The sequence below is a fragment of the Streptomyces sp. NPDC001508 genome (assembly GCF_040298665.1).
Lineage (GTDB): Bacteria > Actinomycetota > Actinomycetes > Streptomycetales > Streptomycetaceae > Streptomyces.
The window spans coordinates 299,694-318,735 of the sequence record NZ_JBEPAP010000002.1 but is presented as its reverse complement, the minus strand read 5'-3'; the positions used below and the strand labels follow the sequence as shown (position 1 = coordinate 318,735).

15 protein-coding genes and 2 pseudogenes are annotated in these 19,042 nt (G+C 72.8%); 8 read left to right on the top strand and 9 right to left on the bottom strand.

What is annotated here, in order from left to right:
- The first annotated feature begins 20 nt into the window (after nt 1-20).
- Nucleotides 21-1,061: a Gfo/Idh/MocA family protein gene (locus tag ABT245_RS03605; RefSeq protein WP_351728139.1), complete on the top strand. Its 1,041-nt coding sequence runs from the start codon at nt 21-23 to the stop codon at nt 1,059-1,061.
- A gap of 553 nt (nt 1,062-1,614) precedes the next feature.
- Nucleotides 1,615-2,634: a DUF4331 family protein gene (locus tag ABT245_RS03600; RefSeq protein ID WP_351728137.1), complete on the top strand. Its 1,020-nt coding sequence runs from the start codon at nt 1,615-1,617 to the stop codon at nt 2,632-2,634.
- Nucleotides 2,635-2,836: 202 nt separating this feature from the next.
- Here ABT245_RS03600 and ABT245_RS03595 read toward each other — a convergent pair.
- The 4 genes and pseudogenes from ABT245_RS03595 to allB all read right to left on the bottom strand — a co-directional run bounded on the left by ABT245_RS03595 (nt 2,837) and on the right by allB (nt 7,107).
- Nucleotides 2,837-3,431 (bottom strand): annotated as a pseudogene (locus ABT245_RS03595) (DUF4291 domain-containing protein).
- Nucleotides 3,432-3,614: 183 nt separating this feature from the next.
- Nucleotides 3,615-4,001: a guanyl-specific ribonuclease gene (locus tag ABT245_RS03590; protein WP_351728136.1), complete on the bottom strand. Its 387-nt coding sequence runs from the start codon at nt 3,999-4,001 to the stop codon at nt 3,615-3,617.
- Nucleotides 4,002-4,561: 560 nt separating this feature from the next.
- Nucleotides 4,562-5,695 carry an allantoicase gene (gene alc, locus ABT245_RS03585; protein WP_351728135.1) on the bottom strand — a complete coding sequence of 378 codons (1,134 nt, stop codon included), beginning with the start codon at nt 5,693-5,695 and terminating at the stop codon, nt 4,562-4,564.
- A gap of 71 nt (nt 5,696-5,766) precedes the next feature.
- The gene (gene allB / locus ABT245_RS03580) at nt 5,767-7,107 is read right to left on the bottom strand and encodes an allantoinase AllB (RefSeq protein WP_351728133.1); all 1,341 of its coding nucleotides are present in this window, start codon (nt 7,105-7,107) and stop codon (nt 5,767-5,769) included.
- A 269-nt stretch (nt 7,108-7,376) separates the two neighbouring features.
- On the opposite strand from allB, the gene ABT245_RS03575 reads away from it, so the two are divergent.
- Nucleotides 7,377-8,168: an IclR family transcriptional regulator gene (locus ABT245_RS03575; protein ID WP_351728132.1), complete on the top strand. Its 792-nt coding sequence runs from the start codon at nt 7,377-7,379 to the stop codon at nt 8,166-8,168.
- A 522-nt stretch (nt 8,169-8,690) separates the two neighbouring features.
- Here ABT245_RS03575 and ABT245_RS03570 read toward each other — a convergent pair.
- A complete protein-coding gene (locus ABT245_RS03570; protein ID WP_351728131.1) occupies nt 8,691-9,002 on the bottom strand; it encodes a DUF5955 family protein in 312 nt (103 codons plus the stop codon).
- Between the two features lie 182 nt (nt 9,003-9,184).
- Between ABT245_RS03570 and ABT245_RS03565 the strand changes: the two genes are divergently transcribed.
- Entirely contained in the window at nt 9,185-9,793 is a 609-nt protein-coding gene (locus ABT245_RS03565; RefSeq protein ID WP_351728130.1) for a nucleotidyltransferase family protein, read from the top strand.
- Nucleotides 9,794-9,963: 170 nt separating this feature from the next.
- Complete coding sequence (aceB, locus tag ABT245_RS03560; RefSeq protein WP_351728129.1) at nt 9,964-11,589, top strand: malate synthase A; 1,626 nt, start codon at nt 9,964-9,966, stop codon at nt 11,587-11,589.
- A 135-nt stretch (nt 11,590-11,724) separates the two neighbouring features.
- Here the strand turns inward: aceB and ABT245_RS03555 are convergent.
- The 3 genes and pseudogenes from ABT245_RS03555 to ABT245_RS03545 all read right to left on the bottom strand — a co-directional run bounded on the left by ABT245_RS03555 (nt 11,725) and on the right by ABT245_RS03545 (nt 14,638).
- Nucleotides 11,725-11,995, bottom strand: a pseudogene (locus ABT245_RS03555) (Rdx family protein).
- Nucleotides 11,992-12,945, bottom strand: a complete 954-nt coding sequence (locus ABT245_RS03550) for a HipA family kinase (RefSeq protein ID WP_351728127.1) — start codon at nt 12,943-12,945, stop codon at nt 11,992-11,994. The pseudogene ABT245_RS03555 and the gene ABT245_RS03550 overlap by 4 nt, the downstream one beginning before the upstream one ends.
- Nucleotides 12,946-13,132: 187 nt before the next feature.
- Nucleotides 13,133-14,638, bottom strand: coding sequence for an IucA/IucC family protein (locus tag ABT245_RS03545; RefSeq protein ID WP_351728125.1), 1,506 nt, complete (start codon nt 14,636-14,638; stop codon nt 13,133-13,135).
- A 126-nt stretch (nt 14,639-14,764) separates the two neighbouring features.
- On the opposite strand from ABT245_RS03545, the gene ABT245_RS03540 reads away from it, so the two are divergent.
- From ABT245_RS03540 to ABT245_RS03530, 3 genes are read left to right on the top strand one after another with little or no spacing between them, the layout of a single operon-like run.
- Nucleotides 14,765-16,282 (top strand): IucA/IucC family protein, encoded by a 1,518-nt coding sequence (locus tag ABT245_RS03540; RefSeq protein ID WP_351728124.1) that lies wholly within the window; start codon nt 14,765-14,767, stop codon nt 16,280-16,282.
- 9 nt (nt 16,283-16,291) lie between these two features.
- Nucleotides 16,292-17,554: a VWA domain-containing protein gene (locus tag ABT245_RS03535; protein WP_351728123.1), complete on the top strand. Its 1,263-nt coding sequence runs from the start codon at nt 16,292-16,294 to the stop codon at nt 17,552-17,554.
- A complete protein-coding gene (locus ABT245_RS03530) occupies nt 17,554-18,369 on the top strand; it encodes a hypothetical protein (RefSeq protein ID WP_351728122.1) in 816 nt (271 codons plus the stop codon). Before ABT245_RS03535 ends, ABT245_RS03530 begins: the two co-directional genes overlap by 1 nt.
- 41 nt (nt 18,370-18,410) lie before the next feature.
- Here ABT245_RS03530 and ABT245_RS03525 read toward each other — a convergent pair whose 3' ends face one another.
- The gene (locus ABT245_RS03525) at nt 18,411-19,037 is read right to left on the bottom strand and encodes a winged helix-turn-helix transcriptional regulator (protein ID WP_351728121.1); all 627 of its coding nucleotides are present in this window, start codon (nt 19,035-19,037) and stop codon (nt 18,411-18,413) included.
- Nucleotides 19,038-19,042 lie beyond the last annotated feature (5 nt).

The window sequence follows — 19,042 nt, the reverse complement described above, 5'->3', positions numbered from 1 at the left end:
CGGCCCCCACCTTTGTTTCCATGCGCATCGGGGTCATCGGTACGGGCCGCATCGGCACCATCCATGCGAACACGCTCAGCCGTCATCGCGAGGTCGGTTCGCTGATCCTCACGGACGCGGACCCCGCGCGGGCCCAGGAACTGGCGCACCGTCTGGGCGAGACGGCGGCACCCGGGGTGGACGAGATCTTCACGTGGGGAGTGGACGCCGTGGTGATCACCACGGCGACCTCGGCCCACGCCGAACTGATCGGCCGCGCGGCCCGCTCCGCGCTGCCCGTCTTCTGTGAGAAGCCCATCGCCCTCGACCTGCCGGGCACCCTGCACGCGCTCGCGGAGGTCGACGCGGCCGGCACGGCCTTGCAGATGGGCTTCCAGCGGCGGTTCGACGCGGGGTACGCCGGCGCGCGGGAGGCCGTACGCTCACGGCGGCTGGGGCGGCTGCACACGGTGCGGGCCATGACCGCCGACCAGGCCCCTCCCCCGCCCGAGTGGCTGCCGCTGTCGGGAGGGCTGTTCCGGGACACCCTGATCCACGACTTCGACGCGCTGCGCTGGGTGACCGGACGCGAGGTGGTCGATGTGTACGCGACCGGGTCGGACGCCGGACCCGCGATGTTCCGGGAGGCCGGCGACGTCGACACGGGGGCCGCCGTGCTCACGCTGGACGACGGCACACTGGCCACGGCCACGGCGACCCGGCTGAACGGCGCGGGCTACGACGTCCGGATGGAGCTGGCCGGGGAGCTGGACACGGTCGTGGTGGGGCTGGACGACCGTACGCCCGTCGCCTCGACCGAGCCGACCGGGCCACCGCCCGCGGACAAGCCCTGGGCGGGGTTCCTGGACCGGTTCGGCCCCGCCTACGAGGCCGAACTGTGTGCCTTCGTCGAGGTGGTGCGCGGCGAACGGGCCAATCCCTGCGACGGGCGCGAGGCACTGCAGGCGCTGCGCATCGCCGAGGCGTGCGAGGTGTCCCGGCGGGAGCGGCGCCCGGTGCGGCCGGCGGAGATCGAGGGCGGGGGCGAGGCCCTGATCACGCCCCGGGCACCCGTGTGGTGAGGCCGGCCCGCGTCCCGGTGCGGCGCAGGGCGTGCACGACCCGCAGGACGCGGACGGCGCCCGGCGTCGCCCGTGTCCTGCGGGTCGTGCTTGGGGGCGGTGGCGTCGAGGAGTCCCGCGTCCGCGGACACACCGCGCTGAAAGGCCGACCACCCGCCGGCCGCGTCCCCAACCTCACAGGGCAATACACCTGGGCGGGGGGGCGATCCGCACGCGGTTGCCGCGGCCGGGCTGGCGAGAACACGAAAGCCAGGAGATGGCGACGCTCACGAAGAGCGCGGCGGCGATCCCGGCGCCGGCGAGACCGGCGGGCACCTGGGAGACGGGCGCCGTGGAAGGGTCCGCGGAGGCGAGCCGTACCTCTGCTCGCAGGGCGGCGGCTTTGTGCCGGTGGCCCATTCGAGGGCTGTTTGGCAGCGGCACTTTCCCCATCGACGGCCGGACCGGTCCGCCGGGCTAGCGTGGCCGCACCGCCCCCGACGTTCACGCGCGCTGCCAGACGGCCGTGGCGCTCTGGCGGTTTTCCAGCGAGCGAGCAGAGGAAGCGCCCGACATGTCCAATCACTTCACCGGCCTCAGCCTGGGGCCGCCGCTCGGCGACCAGCGCCTCGATCTGTGCGACCTCTACGCCTTCCAAGCCCCCGGCGATCCGAGCAGGACCGCTCTCATCCTCAACGCCAATCCCAACGCCGACGCCCTGCACCCCGACGCCGTATACCGGCTGAACATCGACAACGACGGCGACTACCTGACCGACATCGCCTTCAGCTGGGTCTTCAGCCCGCCGGCAGCCGACGGCTCCCAGACCTACAGCGTCTTCATGGCAACCGGTACGGAGTCCCGCAGCCCCGAGGCGGTCGGCACCAAGATCGTGTCGGACGCCGACGTCTCCTTCGGCCCGCGGGCCAACGTGGTCGACAGCGGCGCCTACAAGGTGGCCGCCGGCAGCCGCAGCGACGCCTTCTTCTTCGACTTCGACGGGATCAAGAACCTGTTCGACACCAGCGGCAACCGGAACTTCACCGCCCCGCATCTGGACGGGCCGTCCCCGTGGACCGGCGTCGACTCCAACGTCACGGCCAACGTCTTCTCCATGGCCGTCGAAGTGCCGACCGCGGAGCTGGCGCCCGACCCCGAGCTGCGCGTCTGGGGCCGGTGCAGTGTCCTGCGCGACGGCGAACTCGTCCACGCGGACCGGGCCGGACACCCGTCGGTGAGCAGCTTCTTCAACACCGACGACACAAAGGAGGAGTACAACGCCGGCGAGCCGGCCAACGACCGTGCCAGGTGGACGGAGCAGTTCGTGCACCTGCTGGGCCACACCGGCGGCTACACGCCCGAGGAGGCGATCGCCGCGCTCGAGGAGCACGGCATCCTGCCGGACGTGCTGCACTTCGACCCCTCCAAGCCGGCCGCGTACCCCAATGGCCGGACGTTCACCGAAGACGTCATCGACATCCGCGTCGCGTTCCTCACCAAGAACGAGGCACCGCCCACCGGTCTGACACCGCACACCGACACCCTGGACCGGTTCCCGTACCTCGGCGACCCGCACCCGGCCGCGGCCTCCTGAGGGTCCCGGCAGAACACCCCCGGGTCCCGGCGACCGTGCCGCATCCGCCCTTCCCGGCCCGGTCGCCGGACCCGCCGTTCGTCGTCTCGTCCTCGTCCCGCGCCGGTGCCTTCGGCGACGCCATGTGGTCGGGCGGGGAGTGCTCCGGTTGCCGCGGCTGGGTTGCGACGGTCAGCCGATTCCCCACTTCCAGCGGCCTGGCTCATGGGCTCAGATGGGCCAGGAAGCCGTGGTTCACGGGGTAGGGGCGTGCACGGGGCAGGAGGTGCCGTGCGGCGTCCAGGTCGCCGACCTGTATGTGGGCGTGGATCGTGTGGGCGAGCGGGGTGATGTCGGTGATGGAGGTGATCCATTCGTCGGCGTAGAGGCGTGCGGCTTCGCCGGCGAGACCGAGTTGGAGCGAGCGGTGAGGAAGCGGCTGAAGACGCAGGTCGCGTTCGGGGTCCCACTGCACCCGGGCCGGAGCCCGCTTCAATTGGCGCTTCCACGTGGCGTGGTCGGCGTGGAGCGCCTGCTCGTAGTGGGACAGGCAGGCGTGTTCCAGTGCCCACTCGAAGCCTGCGCGGGAGATCTCGACGGCGAGGACGGTCTCCTGACCTTCTTTGGCGCCCCATCCGCAGCGGTGACATCATCCACAGGAACGACGGCTTGATCCATGTCATCCGGTCCCGCTGCCACACCGCCGGGAAACGGCCTTCCCGAGCGGCCGGCAGACCGATCCCCGGCGCGTACGCCTGATAGACGGTGACCGTGGAGTCCGTGTGCAGGGCTCGAATCCGGTACTTGGGTTCTGCCATGGGGACCAGGGTGGGCCCACTGTTTCGCGCGCGCCATCGAATTACCGCGGTGGGAGGCCGCTCGCATGGCCGGCATCCACGAGCCCCGCCTGCTCAGGAATGGTGAGGGCTGGAGGCCCGGCCGGGCAGCGGGCCGGGTCTCCAGCAGGTCGCACCGGTCCTCGGACTGTTCAGCGGCGGCCCTCAGCAGTCGAAGTCGACGAGGTCGAAGGTGGCGTAGTGGTCGGAGGTGTAGTAGTCCTCCTGGTACTCCTCACCCGTGACGATGCGGCGCGCACCGCGCGTGGAGGAGCCAGGGGTCTTCACGGTGTACTCGTGGTAGTAGCCAGTGGGGTGGCTCGGCAGGACGCCTTCGCGGTTCTGGAAGACACTGCCGTCCTGCGAGTACGGGAACGGACCGCCCCGCTCGATCAGTTCGAGCGTGTCGTACGCCTGGGTGGGCAGGTCGCTGTAGCAGATGCTACCGACCGCGGCGGCCGCCGGGCCGGCGGTGACGGTGCCGCCGACGAGGAGGGCGGAGAGGACGGCGGCTGCGGCGCCGATGCGAGTGATGCGTGGGGGGAATCTCATGCCCTCATGATGACGCGCGTAGAGGATGGCATGTCAATGACAGCTGGGCAGAACTGCCCGCCAAGTCCGATGAATTAGCGGGAAGTTAACCTGGCGCCCGGCTCTGCTCCGGCAGTGCGTACGACCCGTACCCGGGGCGCCCCGCGGCGTCGTACGTCTGGATCGAGATGCCCGCCGCCGTGACGTGCCCGGCGGTGCGGCGTAACCCTCCGGCGGTCCGGCGTGATCGGTCGCGCGGGCGCGGTGACCCGGGAACGTGGCTTCGAAGCGCAGCACACCGCCAACGCGCGGTGCGCACCCTGGACGCAGCAGCGGATGCGCCTTGTGGCGGCCCAACGGCGCCGGGTTCGCCGTCGATGGGGGTGTGAGGTTCTTGCGGTTCGGTCGGTGTCGCGCGCCCGCGCGGTGGTGGGGGGCGGTCGGTTCGGCTTGGGGGGGTTGGGGCGCGTCTCTTTGGGGGCTGCTCCTTCGGGCGGTCGGGTTCGGGGGGCGCGGAGCTGGCTGTGGGCGCCGGGAGGGGCGTGTGGTGGCGGCGCCAGCGCTGGGGGTGCCTGGCGGGATCAGCCGCTCAGTTGCTGGTGGCGGGCCGTCAGGCGGGTCGCGCCCTCGGTGGTCAGGGAGCCGTACAGGCGCAGCCGCGAGATCCCGCCGTCCGGGTAGATGTCCACGCGCGCGTGCGTGCCGACGGCCGGTTCCGGCAGGACGAAGCGGTGATTGGTGTCCGGCTGGAGGCGGGTGCGCGGGACGATCTCGGTCCACTCGCCGCCCTCGCCCTGCTCCCCGCCCGCGCCGTCCCGCACGGACACCGACGCCCAGCCGGCGCTGTTGCCCTTCAGACAGGCGGTGTCGATCTCGACCGCGCGGACCGCGGCCCGGGCGGCGAGCCGGTAGCGGATCCAGTCATGGCCCTGGTCGCGGCGGCGGCGCGTCTCCCAGCCGTCGTCCATCGTGCGGGAGCGGCCCGGCCGGATGGTGTTGGTGGCGGGCGAGTAGAAGCGGTCGGAGGCGTCCTCGACCCGGCCGCCGTTCTCCAGGGCGACCACGTCGAAGGTGCCGAGCACGGCCAACCAGGCGGGATCGGGCGCGACTTCGCCGTACACGCGCAGGCGCGCGATGCCGCCGTCGGGATGCTGGTTGACCCGCAGGTGCGTGAAGCGCTGTTCGACGTCGACCTCGAAGCCGTTGGCCGCGTGGCCGCCGACGGGGGTGCGCGGCACCAGCGTCGTCCACTTCACGTCGTCGGACAGCAGTGCCTCGGGCGACGGGGAGCCGGGCACACACGCACCCTCGATGGACACGGCCTGCGGATGGTTGCCGCGGAAGTGGGCGGTGTCGACGACGATGCCCCGCACCACGCCGGGCGCGCCGAGCCGGACCAGCGCCCAGTCATGGTCCTCGGCGGCGGGCCAGGGGTGGGCGGCGGAGCCGCCACGGCGCCGGCGCGTCTCCCAGCCGTCCATGACCTTGCCCTTGTGTCCGAAGCGCTCGGGGTCGAACTCGGCGCGCTCGGGCAGCAGCAGGTTCTCCCGCTGGGCGAAGAACTCGTCGTTGGCGGCGATGACAGCGGCGCCGAGCCGGCGGTCGGCGAGGTCGGCGTGATGGGTGAAGGGGAAGTCGGCGGTGCGGTAGTCCGCGTACGGGTCACCGCCTCCGTAGGGGTTCGCGTCGCCGGTGAAGCGGGGCATCGCCGTCACGGTGATCAGGGGTTCCTTTCGGGAGTCGGCGGCTGCGGGTGCGCGGGGGGGGGCGGCTCAAGGGGTACGGCTCAGGGGGTACGGCTCAGCAGGTGGCCCCTCGGTTCGGTGAACTCGCCGTCGGCTGCGATGCGTTCGCCGCGCAGCCAGGTGGACTTCACGACGCCGTACAGGGTCTTGCCGGCGTACGCGGTGACCCGGTTGCGGTGCTGGAGGCGGGCCGGGTCGACGGTGAAGGGCTCGTCGGGGGCGAGGACGGCGAAGTCGGCGTCGCGGCCCGCGGCGATGGCGCCCTTGCGGGCGTCGAGGCCGACGAGTGCGGCCGTGCGGGTCGACATCCAGCGCGCGACGTCGGCCAGGTCGTGGCCGCGCCGCCGCGCCTCGGTCCAGACGGCGGCCAGGCTCAGTTGGAGGCCGGAGATGCCGCCCCAGGCGGTGGCGAAGTCGGCCGTCTTCAGGTCGGCGGTGGCGGGCGAGTGGTCGGTGACGACGCAGTCGATCGTGCCGTCGGTCAGCGCCCGCCACAGCGGGTCCCGGTTGGCGGCCTCGCGGATGGGCGGACAGCACTTGAACTCGCCGGCGCCGTCGGGGACTTCCTCGGCGGTCAGGGTGAGGTAGTGCGGGCAGGTCTCCACGGTGATGCGTACGCCGTCGGCGCGGGCGGCGGCGATCAGCGGCAGTGCGTCGCTCGACGACAGATGGAGCACATGCACGCGCGCGTCGAGCCGTCGGGCCTGTGCGATCAGTTGCGCGATGGCCGTGTTCTCGGCGTCGCGCGGGCGGGAGGCGAGGAAGCCGGCGTAGCTGGGGCTGCCGTGCCGCGGGGCGGCGGCGAGTTGGTGCGGGTCCTCGGCGTGCACGACCAGCAGGCCGTCGAAGGAGGCGATCTCGGCGAGCGTCCGGGCGAGCCCGTCCTGGTCGAGGTGCGGGAACTCGTCCACGCCGGACGGCGACAGGAACGCCTTGAAGCCGAAGACCCCGGCCTCGTGCAGCGGGCGCAGGTCCTTGACGTTGCCGGGCAGGGCGCCGCCCCAGAAGCCGACGTCCACGTGGGCCTTGTCGGCGGCGACGGCCCGTTTGGTGCGGAGGTGGTCGACCGTGGTGGTCGGCGGGAGGGAGTTGAGGGGCATGTCCACGAGGGTGGTGACGCCGCCGGCCGCCGCCGCGCGCGTGGCGGTCCAAAAGCCCTCCCATTCGGTGCGGCCTGGGTCGTTGATGTGCACATGGGTGTCGACCAGGCCGGGCAGCAGGACGTGATCGCCGACGTCTTCCAGGCGGACTCCCTCGGCCACGGGCGCGTCGTGCGGCAGTACGGCCGTGATCGTCCCGGCGGAGACGGCGACCGAGGCGGCCCGCGTCCCCTCCGGGGTGATGACGCGCGTCGAGCGCAGCACCAGTTCGGCGTCGGACACCCGGGCCCCTCTCTGCCGTCGTTCACTTCCAGGAAACGGGATATACGCCCACGTAATGGAATTCAACGATCTGTTGAAGGAGTCTTCACTCCCGCTCGGTCGGCGTCAAGGGGCACACTGCTCGACGGGGCCCTTCGGATGCTCACCCTGGATCTTTCCACGACGTGGAATTAGAATTCCGACCAGCAGAACGTGGCTCTTCATAAGCGGGGAGCCGACCGGCCGCCGGGTAGGCTTCTGCCCTTCCCGCCAGTCGAAAGGAACGCGCCGTGCCGCCGTCCAGCGCCAGCAGCACCGACTCCGCCAAGTCCGCCGGCGGTGGGGTCCAGTCCCTGGAGCGCGCCTTCGACCTGCTGGAGCGGATGGCGGACGCCGGTGGCGAGGTCGGTCTGAGCGAGTTGGCCGCCGGCAGCGGGCTGCCGCTGCCGACCATCCACCGGCTCATGCGGACGCTCGTGGCCTGCGGGTACGTACGCCAGCAGGCGAACCGCCGGTACGCGCTCGGTCCGCGACTGATCCGGCTCGGCGAGTCCGCCTCCCGGCTGCTCGGCACCTGGGCCCGTCCCTATCTGGCCCGTCTGGTCGAGGAGACCGGCGAGACGGCGAACATGGCGTTGCTGGACGGGGACGAGGTCGTGTACGTGGCGCAGGTGCCGTCCAAGCACTCGATGCGCATGTTCACCGAGGTCGGCCGGCGCGTGCTGCCGCACTCCACGGGGGTGGGCAAGGCGCTGCTCGCGGGCCTGCCCGACGACGAGGTGCGTGCGCTGCTGTCCCGCACCGGCATGCCCGCGGCCACCGAGAAGACCATCACCACGCCGGACGGCTTCCTGGCCGCGCTGGCGGACGTGCGCCGCCTCGGCTACGCGATCGACGACAACGAGCAGGAGGTCGGCGTCCGTTGCCTCGCGGTCTCGGTGCCCGGCTCCCCCACGGCCGCCGCCCTCTCGATCTCCGGCCCGGCGGGCCGGGTCACCGAATCGGCGACGGAGAAGATCGTGCCGGTGCTCCAGCAGGTGGCAACGGAACTGTCCCGCTCCCTGGCCAGCGCCGGTTCCTGACTACAGCGACTGCGACTGCCGGGAACGACGCGACGCCGCGAGCAGGCCCTTGACCCCACCGACCACCAGAACAGGGGCGGGGGAAAACTGCGCGACCAGCCACGACGGCACCACAAACAGCCACCACCGGTTACAACCCCCAACCGCAACCCCGCGACAGAACGCCGACCGAGCCCCGAAGGGGCGCGGGGAACTGCGCGACCAGCCACGACGGCACCACAGACAGCCACCACCGGTTACAACCCCCAACCGCAACCCCGCGACAGAACGCCGACCGAGCCCCGAAGACGAAGGGGCGCGGGGAACTGCGCGACCAGCCACGACGGCGCCGCAGACGGCCACCGCTGGTTACGACCCCCAACCGCAGCCACAACCACGCACCCAACCGGCACACCGCACCCACACCCCGCCCACCAGGCAGACCGCACCCCCCCGACCGGGCGTAACAGACCAGCGTCGGCGACGGGTGCCGAGCGATCGGGACGGCGGCGGCATCAGCGGCCCGGCCCAACCGGCGGAGCCCTACCGTGGGGGCTCCCCGAACAGTTCCACCGCCGAGCGGACCTCCGCGAGGCCCTGCGACAGGGCGCTGACCGAGCCGATCGCGCCCGCGATCAGAAGCAGGGAGCGGCGCAGGCGCGGGATCTCCGGGTTGCCGTCGGAGGTCATCGCGGCCAGGGCCGCCAGCTCGTCCTCGGCTATCGCGCGGTCCCGGAACTCGGCCGGATGCGCGGCGAGTTCCCGCCGCAGCCGGGAGACCGCGGTCCGCAGCCCCGTCACTCTCGGGTCCTCGTCGCTGCCGGTCACCGGCATCTGCCCCAAACTCCGCAACATGGCCCTCCCCCTCCACACTACGCGCGGCGCACCCTTCACGATCCCGCCCGGCACCCGCGGCACTGGCCGGACACCGGGGGACGGCCAGTAAACGCCACCCGCTGCGCGCCGCGCCACTGCGGGGACCGAAATTCAGTCCCAGGACACCGATTACTCCTCCTCGGGTCAGGTATGCAGGAGCCATGACGGACAACCAGGGCAACGGGACACGGGTCGCCGGGCTGCTGCTCGCCGCGGGCGGCGGACGACGGCTCGGCGGCCGGCCCAAGGCACTGCTGGAGCACCGGGGCAGACCGCTGGTGGAGCACGCGGTCGCGGTGCTGCGCGCGGCCGGCTGCGCACGCGTCCATGTGGTGCTCGGCGCCGCCGCGGCGACCGTGCGGGAGCGGGCCGACCTCGGCGGCTGCGTGCTCGTGGACAACCCGGACTGGGCCGCGGGCATGGGTTCCTCGCTGCGGGCCGGGCTGCACTCGCTCGTCGGTACGGACACCCGGGCGGCCCTCGTCTCGCTGGTCGACCAGCCGGGCATCGGGCCCGAGGCGGCGGCCCGGGTGCGTGCCGCCTACCGGGACGAGGCGTCCCTCGTGTCGGCGGCCTACGCGGGCGTGCGCGGCCATCCCGTTCTGCTCGGCTCCGCCCACTGGCCGGGCATCACCGCCGCCGCGACCGGGGACCGGGGCGCCCGCGCCTACCTGAAGGCGCACGAGGCGGCGATCACGCTCGTCGAGTGCGGGGACGTGGCGCGGCCGTACGACATCGACACGGAGGCGGACCTCATCCACCTTGAGTGAGCGTCGTGACACCGGGCGCCGCCTTGCCTCGACGCGGAGATCTCGACGTCGACACTCATTGAACTTCCACGATGAGGAAACTAGTATCCACCAACCAGAAGCGCCCAACCACTTCACGGACCCACGGAACGACTGGCACCCGGTGCCACCGCTGAAGGAAGTGACAGTTCATGTCCGCACCAGCGCCGTCCCCGCTGGCCATCGTCGACGCCGAGCCCCTGCCCCGGCAGCCGGAGGTCCTCACCGACGCGGCGCTCGCCTTCGTGGCCGAGCTGCACCGGCGTTTCACGCCGCGCCGTGACCGGCTCCTCGCCCGCCGAGCGGAGCGCCGCGCCGAGATCGCCCGTACCTCCACGCTCGACTTCCTCCCGGAGACCGCCGCGATCCGCGCGGACGACACCTGGAGGGTGGCCCCGGCACCCGCGGCCCTGAACGACCGCCGGGTCGAGATCACCGGCCCGGCCGACCGCAGGATGACCGTCAACGCGCTCAACTCGGGCGCCAGGGTGTGGCTCGCGGACTTCGAGGACGCCTCCGCGCCCACCTGGGAGAATGTCGTCCTCGGCCAGGCCAACCTGATCGACGCCTACACCCGCAGCATCGACTTCACCGACCCGGGCAGCGGCAAGTCGTACGCCCTGCGCCCGGACGCCGAGTTGGCGACGGTCGTGATGCGTCCGCGCGGCTGGCACCTGAACGAGCGCCATCTGGTCGACGCCGACGGCACCCAGGTGCCCGGCGCCCTCGTCGACTTCGGCCTGTACTTCTTCCACAACGCACAGCGTCTGCTGGACCTCGGCAAGGGCCCGTACTTCTACCTCCCGAAGACGGAGTCGCATCTGGAGGCCCGCCTCTGGAACGACGTGTTCGTCTTCGCCCAGGACTATGTCGGCATCCCGCAGGGCACCGTCCGCGCCACCGTCCTGATCGAGACCATCACGGCCGCCTACGAGATGGAGGAGATCCTCTACGAACTCCGCGACCACGCCTCCGGGTTGAACGCGGGCCGCTGGGACTATCTGTTCTCGGTCGTGAAGAACTTCCGGGACGGCGGGCCGAGGTTCGTGCTGCCGGACCGCAACGCCGTCACCATGACGGCCCCGTTCATGCGCGCGTACACCGAACTCCTCGTCCGCACCTGCCACAAGCGGGGCGCGCACGCGATCGGCGGCATGGCCGCGTTCATCCCGTCGCGCCGCGACGAGGCGGTCAACAAGGTCGCGTTCGAGAAGGTGAAGGCGGACAAGGACCGGGAGGCGAACGACGGTTTCGACGGCTCCTGGGTCGCCCACCCGGATCTGGTCCCGATCGCGATGGAGTCGTTCGACAAGGTGCTCGGCGACCGGCCGCACCAGAAGCACCGGCTGCGCGAGGACGTCCACGTCTCGGCGGCCGACCTGATCGCCATCGACTCCCTCGACGCCAGGCCGACATACCCGGGCCTGGTCAACGCCGTGCGGGTCGGCATCCGTTACATCGAGGCCTGGCTGCGCGGCCTCGGCGCGGTCGCCATCTTCAACCTCATGGAGGACGCGGCCACCGCGGAGATCTCCCGCTCGCAGATCTGGCAGTGGGTCAACGCGGGCGTCGAGTTCGAGAACGGCGAGAAGGCCACCCCCGCACTGGCCCGCAAGGTCGCTGCCCAGGAACTGGCGGACATCCGGGCCGAGATCGGCGAGGACGCCTTCGCCGCCGGGCACTGGCAGCAGGCGCACGATCTGCTGCTCCGGGTCGCCCTCGACGAGGACTACGCGGACTTCCTGACACTGCCCGCGTACGAACAGCTGACAGGCTGAGACCGGCCACGAACAGCCGGCGGATCGGGGCCGGCCACGAACAGCCGTCGGGACTGAGACCGGCCACGAACAGCCGGCAGGCTGAAACCGGCCACGAACAGCCGGCGGATCGGGGTCGGCCGCGGGCGGCCGCCCTCAGCCGTCCGGGTGGCCCAGGGACCTGCCCGGGGCCACCCGGACGCGCACGACCCACTTCACGGCCGTCGGCTCGGAGAAGCCCCGCTCCCGCCGGTCCCACACGGCCTCGTCGTTCACCCGGACGAAACGAAGACGCCGCCCGTGCCCGCGTCAGGGCCGGTTCCGGCAGCTCAGCCCCCGAAGGCGGTCAGCGACTCTGCGCCGGACAGGCCGCGCGGGGCAGCCACCGGCACCAGGTGCAGTACTCGATCTCCACGCGCCGGGTCATCCCAGGTGCACCGACCAGTCCTGTTCCGCCCCCGGTCTGCCATGCAGGTCGGGGACCCGCTTCAGCCACTGCGGGCGGCCTTCCTGGGTACGCGCCGCCCGCAGGGCCTCCTCGGCGGCGCGTTCCTCCCCGGTGGGGAAGTCCGTGGGGATCCAGGCCGACGACGCCCGTACGCGCGCGTGCAGATAGCCGACGTACGCCTGCCGGACCGCGTCCGGCGTCGTGAAGCCGGGCTCCCCGGCCAGCCACGCGTCCGGTACCGCCGCGGCGATCTCGCGCAGCAGGTCCCGGGTCACTTTGGGCGCCAACTCGGCGTCGGCCGCGCGGACGTCCGGCGCGGCGGACGACCCCGCCGCGCCGTCGGGGCCGGGGACACGGACGCGGCCGAGGGCGTGGTGCCGGAAGTCGTACGCCTTCGCGGGGTCCGCGCCGTCCCAGCGGTGGTGGAAGACGAGGGCCGCGCCGTGGTCGATCAGCCACAGCCGCGGCGGCGCGATGCCCAGGGTCGGCCAGATCATCAGGTTGGAGCTGTGCACTGTGCGGTCGACGTTGACGGTCAGCGCGTCGAGCCAGACGATCCGGCCCGCCTCCACCGGGTCCACCGGGAAGGTCCGCGCCACCTCGGGGGTGAAGTCCCGCGCGCCCGGCAGAAGGTCCATGCCGAGGTTGACACCGGCGCTGGCGCCGTGGAGGTCACGCACCTCCTGGTGCGGCTCGTGCGCGGCGATCCGGGGATCGAAGCGCACCAGGACCAGCTCGGGGAAGCGCAGTCCGAGGGCGCGCGCCAGCTCGCCCACGATCACCTCGGCGACCAGCGCCTTGCGCCCCTGCGCCGAGCCGGTGAATTTGACGACGTATGTGCCCAGGTCGTCGGCCTCGACGATCCCCGGCACGGAGCCACCCTCGCGCAGCGGCGCGACATAACGGGTCGCAGTGACCTCACGCAACATTGTCCCGAGGCTACACGCCTCTTCGGCCGGCTCTCCCGCCTCCAGGGTGATCACCGAGCGCGCCCTGGCGCGCGCCGCCGTCGAGGGTGCCGAGAAGGCCGGTGCGCAGGTGCGAGTGCGCAAGGCCGCCGAAACGGACCCGCCGGCCGTGGCGATCGGCGTCGACGCATTCCACCCGCTGGGCGAGTCAGGTGTCGTGCGCGAGTGGGTTCGGCAGGGGGAGGTAGCGGGCGTCCGCGCCGTCCGCGCGGGTCCAGCGCAGCAGCAGATTCGTCTTGCCGGGCAGGGTGGGCGAGGCGAGCAGTGCACGGGCCTCGGGCAGGTCGTGCCGGGCCAGCTCGCGGCGGGCGGCCGGCCAGGGGTCGTATCCGGGGTGCCGCTCGGCCAGGGCGGCGGCGACCTCGATGAGGTTGTTGACGACCAGGCAGTACACGAGCCGCTGCCAGCCGGCCGCCCGGGACACGTCCGTCAGCAGTTTGACGCCCTCGGCGTCCCGGAACAGGGCCTGCACCGGCGTCCCGGCGCCGTCCACGGCGACCAGCGTGTTCTGCAGATGCGCCTCGATCACCACGCCGTGGTCGGCGAAGGCGGCGAGGGCGGGCGGGACGACCTGCCGCAGATACGCCGCCCACCAGGCCGCCGGATCCGCGGCGGTGGCCAGTGGGTCACCGGTGAAGCCCTCCACCAGTCCGGCGGCGAGCAGCGGGGTCGCGCCGGGCAGCAGATGGCCGCGCAGCCCGTCACGGACGAGGACGGCCAGTTCCTCGAAGGCGAACGCGGCGGTGCGGTAGCCGCGGTCCCCGAGCCAGGCCGCGGGGCCGTCGAAGGCGGCGAGGGCATGGCTCGCGGCGGCGTCGGTACGGCGTAGTTTCAGCAGGTCATGACGCCACAGCCGACGGATGTCGTTGGTGATGCGCACATCGAGGCTGAACTTCAGGAACAGATCGTGCCCGGGCTCGTACAGGGTGCGGATCGCCGCGGTGGGCCACGCGTGCGACGCGGTCGTGCCCAGCCGCAGCAGGCGTCCGTCGGCGAAGGCGGGCGCGAGGGTGCGGGCGACCAGGTCGAGCTGCCAGGGGTGGGCGGGCAGCAGCCGGTAGCCGGGCGGCGCGGTGCCGAGGGCGTCCAGCGCCGTGGTGTCGCCTTCCTCGGCCACCGTGTCCGCGCGCACGCCGAGCAGCACCAGCGGGAAGCGGGCGTATGCCTCGGGGGCGTACGGCAGCCAGCGGTGGACCGGGCCGCCGCCGCGGGCCTTGGGCGCCGGGTGGTGGGGATGGCCGGTGACGAGGGACTGCTCCGAGAGCCGGTACGGGTCATCGGGCGGCGTCGCCGCGGCGCGCGCGGTGAGCAGCGCGGCGATCGCGTCGCGACTGTCGATCATCTCTGTGAGCAGGTCGTCGTTGGACAGCCCGGTGTGCCGGCGCAGTTCGTCGGCGACCAGTTTGACCAGCTCGGTGTGGCCGACGCGGTGCCAGGTGCCGGCCGCGTGGATCTCGGGTGCGGCGGGCCGCCGACCGCCGCGCACACGCAGCAGCCGGCCGCTGCCGGGCAGCCGGTGGGCGCGCGGCTCGCCGGACCCCGGCAGCGGCTCGGCGATCTCCCGGAGCAGGCAGTTGAGCAGGGGCGCGGCGGCATACGCGTCGGCGCGCGCCCCGATGTCGTCGCTGGGGGGCATGGGGTCCACGCGGTCCATTCGTCGTTCTGCGTCCACAGGTGGCACGGCCCACGCGGTGTGGTGCGGCCGCACGGTCCGATCGCGATCAGTATGTCTCTGGAACCCGGCATTCCTGCCACCCACCCGGATCCGAGGAGCCCGCTCGTGCACCGTCCCCCCACCGCCGAGGCCCAGGTCGCCGCCGAGCTGGCCGGCCTGCGGCCCGGCCTCGTGCCCCGGTACGCGGCCGAGCTGCCCGGTGCCCGCGCGGCCGTGCTGACCCGTCTGTGGCGGGCGCTGGCCCATGAGCCGCTGCCGTGGATCGTCCGCCGGGCGGCCGGGGCGCACGGGCTGGCGCTGTGGCTCGCCGACGGTCGCACGCTGCGCGGGCCGCTCGCGGATCCGTACGCGACCGACGCGTATGCGACCGTGGTGTTCCTGGACGGTAGGGGCTACGACGACCCCGCCCGGCTGCTGTTGGCTCTCGCGGTGCCGAACGCGTCGGGCCTGGCGGAAGAACTGGCGCACAGCGTCGCCTCGTTGGCGCTGTCGCGGGCGGGCAGGACGGAACTGCCGGGCGGCCGGCCGCGGTGGGACTGGGAGTGGGAGCAGCGGGTGGTCGACGGCCATCCGTTCCACCCCAACTGCCGTTCCCGGCCGGGTTTCTCGGTGGCGGAGCAGTTCGCGTACGGGCCGGAGCACCGGCCGGTGGTTCAGCTGGGGACGGTGCCGGTCGCGGCGTCGGAGTGCCTGCTGACGGGTGCGTGGCCCGCGGAGTGGCGGGACGGGGACCGGCTGCTGATCCCGGTGCACCCGTGGCAGGCCGCCCATGTCCTCAAGTCGCCCTGTGAGCCGGGCCCTTCGGCCCATCCGCTGATGTCCCTGCGCACTCTCGCCGTGCCCGGCGGCCCGCATGTCAAGACCGCTCTGAGCGCCCGGCTGACGTCCTCGGTGCGGGACCTCTCGGTGTACTCGGTGGGCGCCTCCGCGACCCTGTCGGCGTTCGCGGAGAACCTGTCGGACCGCATGGGCGGGCTGCTGCACATCACCCGCACGCTGGGCGCGGCCTCCGCGAACTCCCCTGATCTGGCCGCCGTGTTGCGCGAGTCACCGCAGCGGTTCGCGGGGCCGGGCGAGTATGTGCTCCCGGTGGCGGCGCTGGCCGGCACCGGTCTGCCGGACAGCCCCGGCCGGCTGGCGGCGCTCGCCCGGCTCACGCTCACCGTGGGGCTGCGGCTGCTGGAGTGGGGCGTGGCCCTGGAGGCGCACGGTCAGAATCTGCTGGTGGTGCTGTCCGGGGCGGGCGATCCGCTGCGGCTCGTCTACCGTGACCTCGCCGACATCCGGATCAGTCCCGCCCGGCTGGCCCGGCACGGCATCACCCCGCCCGATCTGACGGGCCGGCTGGTCACGGACGACGTATCGGCGCTGCGCCGCAAGCTGTTCGGCTCACTGGTGGCGGGGGCGCTGGCCGGGGCCGCGGGTTCGGGGCCGGCGCTGCGGGCCGCGCTGGCCGCGGCCCTGCCGGACCTACCGCGCACCGCCGATCTGGGCGCACTGTGTGAGGGACCGCTGCCGGCCAAGGCACTGACCCTGATGCGGCTGTCCCCGCGAACCCCCGGTGACCAGTGGGCCGCGCTGCCCAACCCGCTCGTTTTGGAACAGGACACCTCTGATCAATAGGATCCGCCGATGATCAGAACACAACGGCTGGCGGCGGGAGTCTGCGCCCTGCTCGCCGCCCTGGCGGCCGGGATCGCGTTCCCAGCCGGAGCGGTCGCCGACGAGACGGACCAGACCGCTCCGAAGGTGGAACTCGTGCTGGACGTCAGCGGTTCCATGCGTACGCGGGACATCGACGGCGGGTCGCGGATGGCCGCGGCGAAGCAGGCGTTCAACGAGGTGCTCGACGCGACACCCGAGGAGGTGCGGCTCGGCATCCGCACACTGGGCGCCAACTACCCCGGCGACGACCGCAAGCAGGGCTGCCAGGACACCGAACAGCTGTACCCGGTGGGCCCGCTGGACCGGACCGAGGCCAAGACGGCGGTGGCGACCCTCGCGCCGACCGGCTGGACGCCGATCGGGCCCGCGCTGCGGAAGGCGGCCACCGACCTCGACGGCGGCGAGGGGACCCGCCGTATCGTCCTGATCACCGACGGCGAGGACACCTGCCCGCCGCTCGATCCGTGCGAGGTGGCCCGCGAGATAGCCGCCAAGGGCATCGGGCTGACCATCGACACCCTCGGTCTGGTGCCCGACGCCAAGACCCGCGACCAGCTCATCTGCATCGCGGACGCCACCGGCGGCACCTACACCTCCGTGCAGCACAAGGAGGAACTCAGCGACCGGGTCGGTGAGTTGGTGGACCGCGCCGCGGAACCGGTGGTGACTCCGGTGGCGGCCGAGGGGGCCGCCGAGTGCGCGAAGGCGCCCGCGCTGAAGGCCGGGCTGTACACGGACCGCGAGGAGTTCGGGCAGCAGCGCTGGTACAAGGTGGACGTCGACCCCGGCCAGGAGCTGCGCGCCTCGGTGAGCGTGGCCGCGGACCGGGCCGTCAACCCCGACTACGGGGTGCTGCTGCGGGCCGTCACGGTGCACGGCCGGGAGATCGTGCGCGGCGAGGCCGCGGGCAACGGCCGTACGGATGTCCTCTCGACGGGCCTGCGCTACCCGAAGCCGGACAGCGACGACGACACCGCCACCGCCGAGCCGGTGTGCCTCCAGGTCACCAACTCCTTCTCGGTGGCGGCCGGGGTGAAGACGACACCGGGGCCGCCGCTGGAGCTGACCATCGACGTCGTGGACGGCCCGAGCAAGGCGAGCGACGTGGCCGCCTTCGGTCTCGGCCGCGGCTGGTGGCTGCTCGGCGCGCTGGTGCTGACCGGCTTTGTCGCAGGTGTGCTGTGGGGCTGGCTGTCGCGCTGGCGGGTCGCGGTCTGGAGGACCAACTGATGCGGATCACACAGGTGTTGAGCGGCGCCCTGCTGGCGCTCGGGCTGGCCGCGGGTTCCGCGGCGGCCGACTCCTCCCCGTCGCCGGGCGCCTCCGACGACGGGGGCGCGCCCACCCGGGCGGGGACGTCGTTCCGTACGGCGACCGAGATCGAGCAAGGACAGCGGGCCACCGCGAGCGCTTCCACGGGCGACTATCTGTACTGGTCGTTCCCGGCGGACGCCGGGCAGCGGCCCGACGTCAGGGCCACGGTCAAGCTGCCCGACACACATGGCGCCCAGACGTGGCAGCTGGACGTGTACGACGGTCTGCGCCGCCGCCAGTCCTGCCAGTACGGCGCCCAGACCCGCACCGCGGCCGAGGGCGCCGCCACCGTCGAGACGGCGTGCGTGCTGCGCACGGTACGGGCCTGGTCGGAGCCGTGGGCGAACGATCCGCTGCCGGGCACCTACTACGTCCGGCTGACGGTGGTGAACGCCGCCCCGGCCGACCTGGGCCTGCCGGTGAGCGCCGAAGTCCGCGTCGGATCCAAGGAGATCGGCGGTTCGGCCGCGGTGGACGGCTCGCTGGCACAGCCGCTGGTTCCCGGCGTCTCAGTGGCGTCGGACGCCACCGCGGATCCGGGCGAGGACGGGTCGGTGAAGTCGGCGGTGCTGTCCAGCATCGAACCCGACGGCGGCTGGTCGTCCGGCTGGTGGACGGACCGCTGGGTGTGGACCGGGATGGGCGGTGTGCTGGCCGCGCTCGCCGGCATCGGCGGGTATGCGCTGACCCGTGGCACGGGACGGCCGTCCCGGGTGCCGCCGGGCGCCTGACCTCCGGGAAGGCCCGCCGCCACGGCGGGCCTTCCGCGTCTTCACGTCTCCCGCAGCGTCTTGGCGAGTGTGCCGTCGCCGGTGACGGCGACGCGCCCGGCCCGTACCGCGTCGCGCAGCGTGAGCGCGCCGCGGGCGATGTCCGTGCAGGTCCCGGTGTCCATCGCGAGCCGTGCGTCGGGCTGTGCGGGGGCCCGTCCGTCGCCGTACACGGGCCCCTCCTCGCCGTCGGCGTACAGATGGAAGTCCCCTTCCTCCAGGTGGACTTCGACCAGTCCCTCGCCGTCCAGCGCCCGCAGCAGCGGCAGCGCGAACCAGTGCGCGCGCACCGCGTCGGTGGGTCTGCGTTCCGCCAGCTCGGACTGCCCCCACGCGCCGAGCGCATGCAGCACGGGCAGCAACTGCCGTCCGCGTCCGGTCAGTTCGTAGACGTAGGCGGCGCCGGGCGGGGGCAGCCTGCGGCGGGTGGTGAGCCCGTCCCGCTCCATGTCCTTCAACCGTGAGGCGAGTACGTCCGTGCTCACCCCCGGCAGGTCGGCGTGCAGGTCCGTGTAGCGGCGCGGGCCGGCCAGCAGCTCCCGGACGATCAGCAGGGTCCAGCGGTCGCCGACGAGGTCGAGCGCGCGGGCGGCGGAACAGTACTGGTCGTAGCTTCGGCGAGGTGACATGCGAC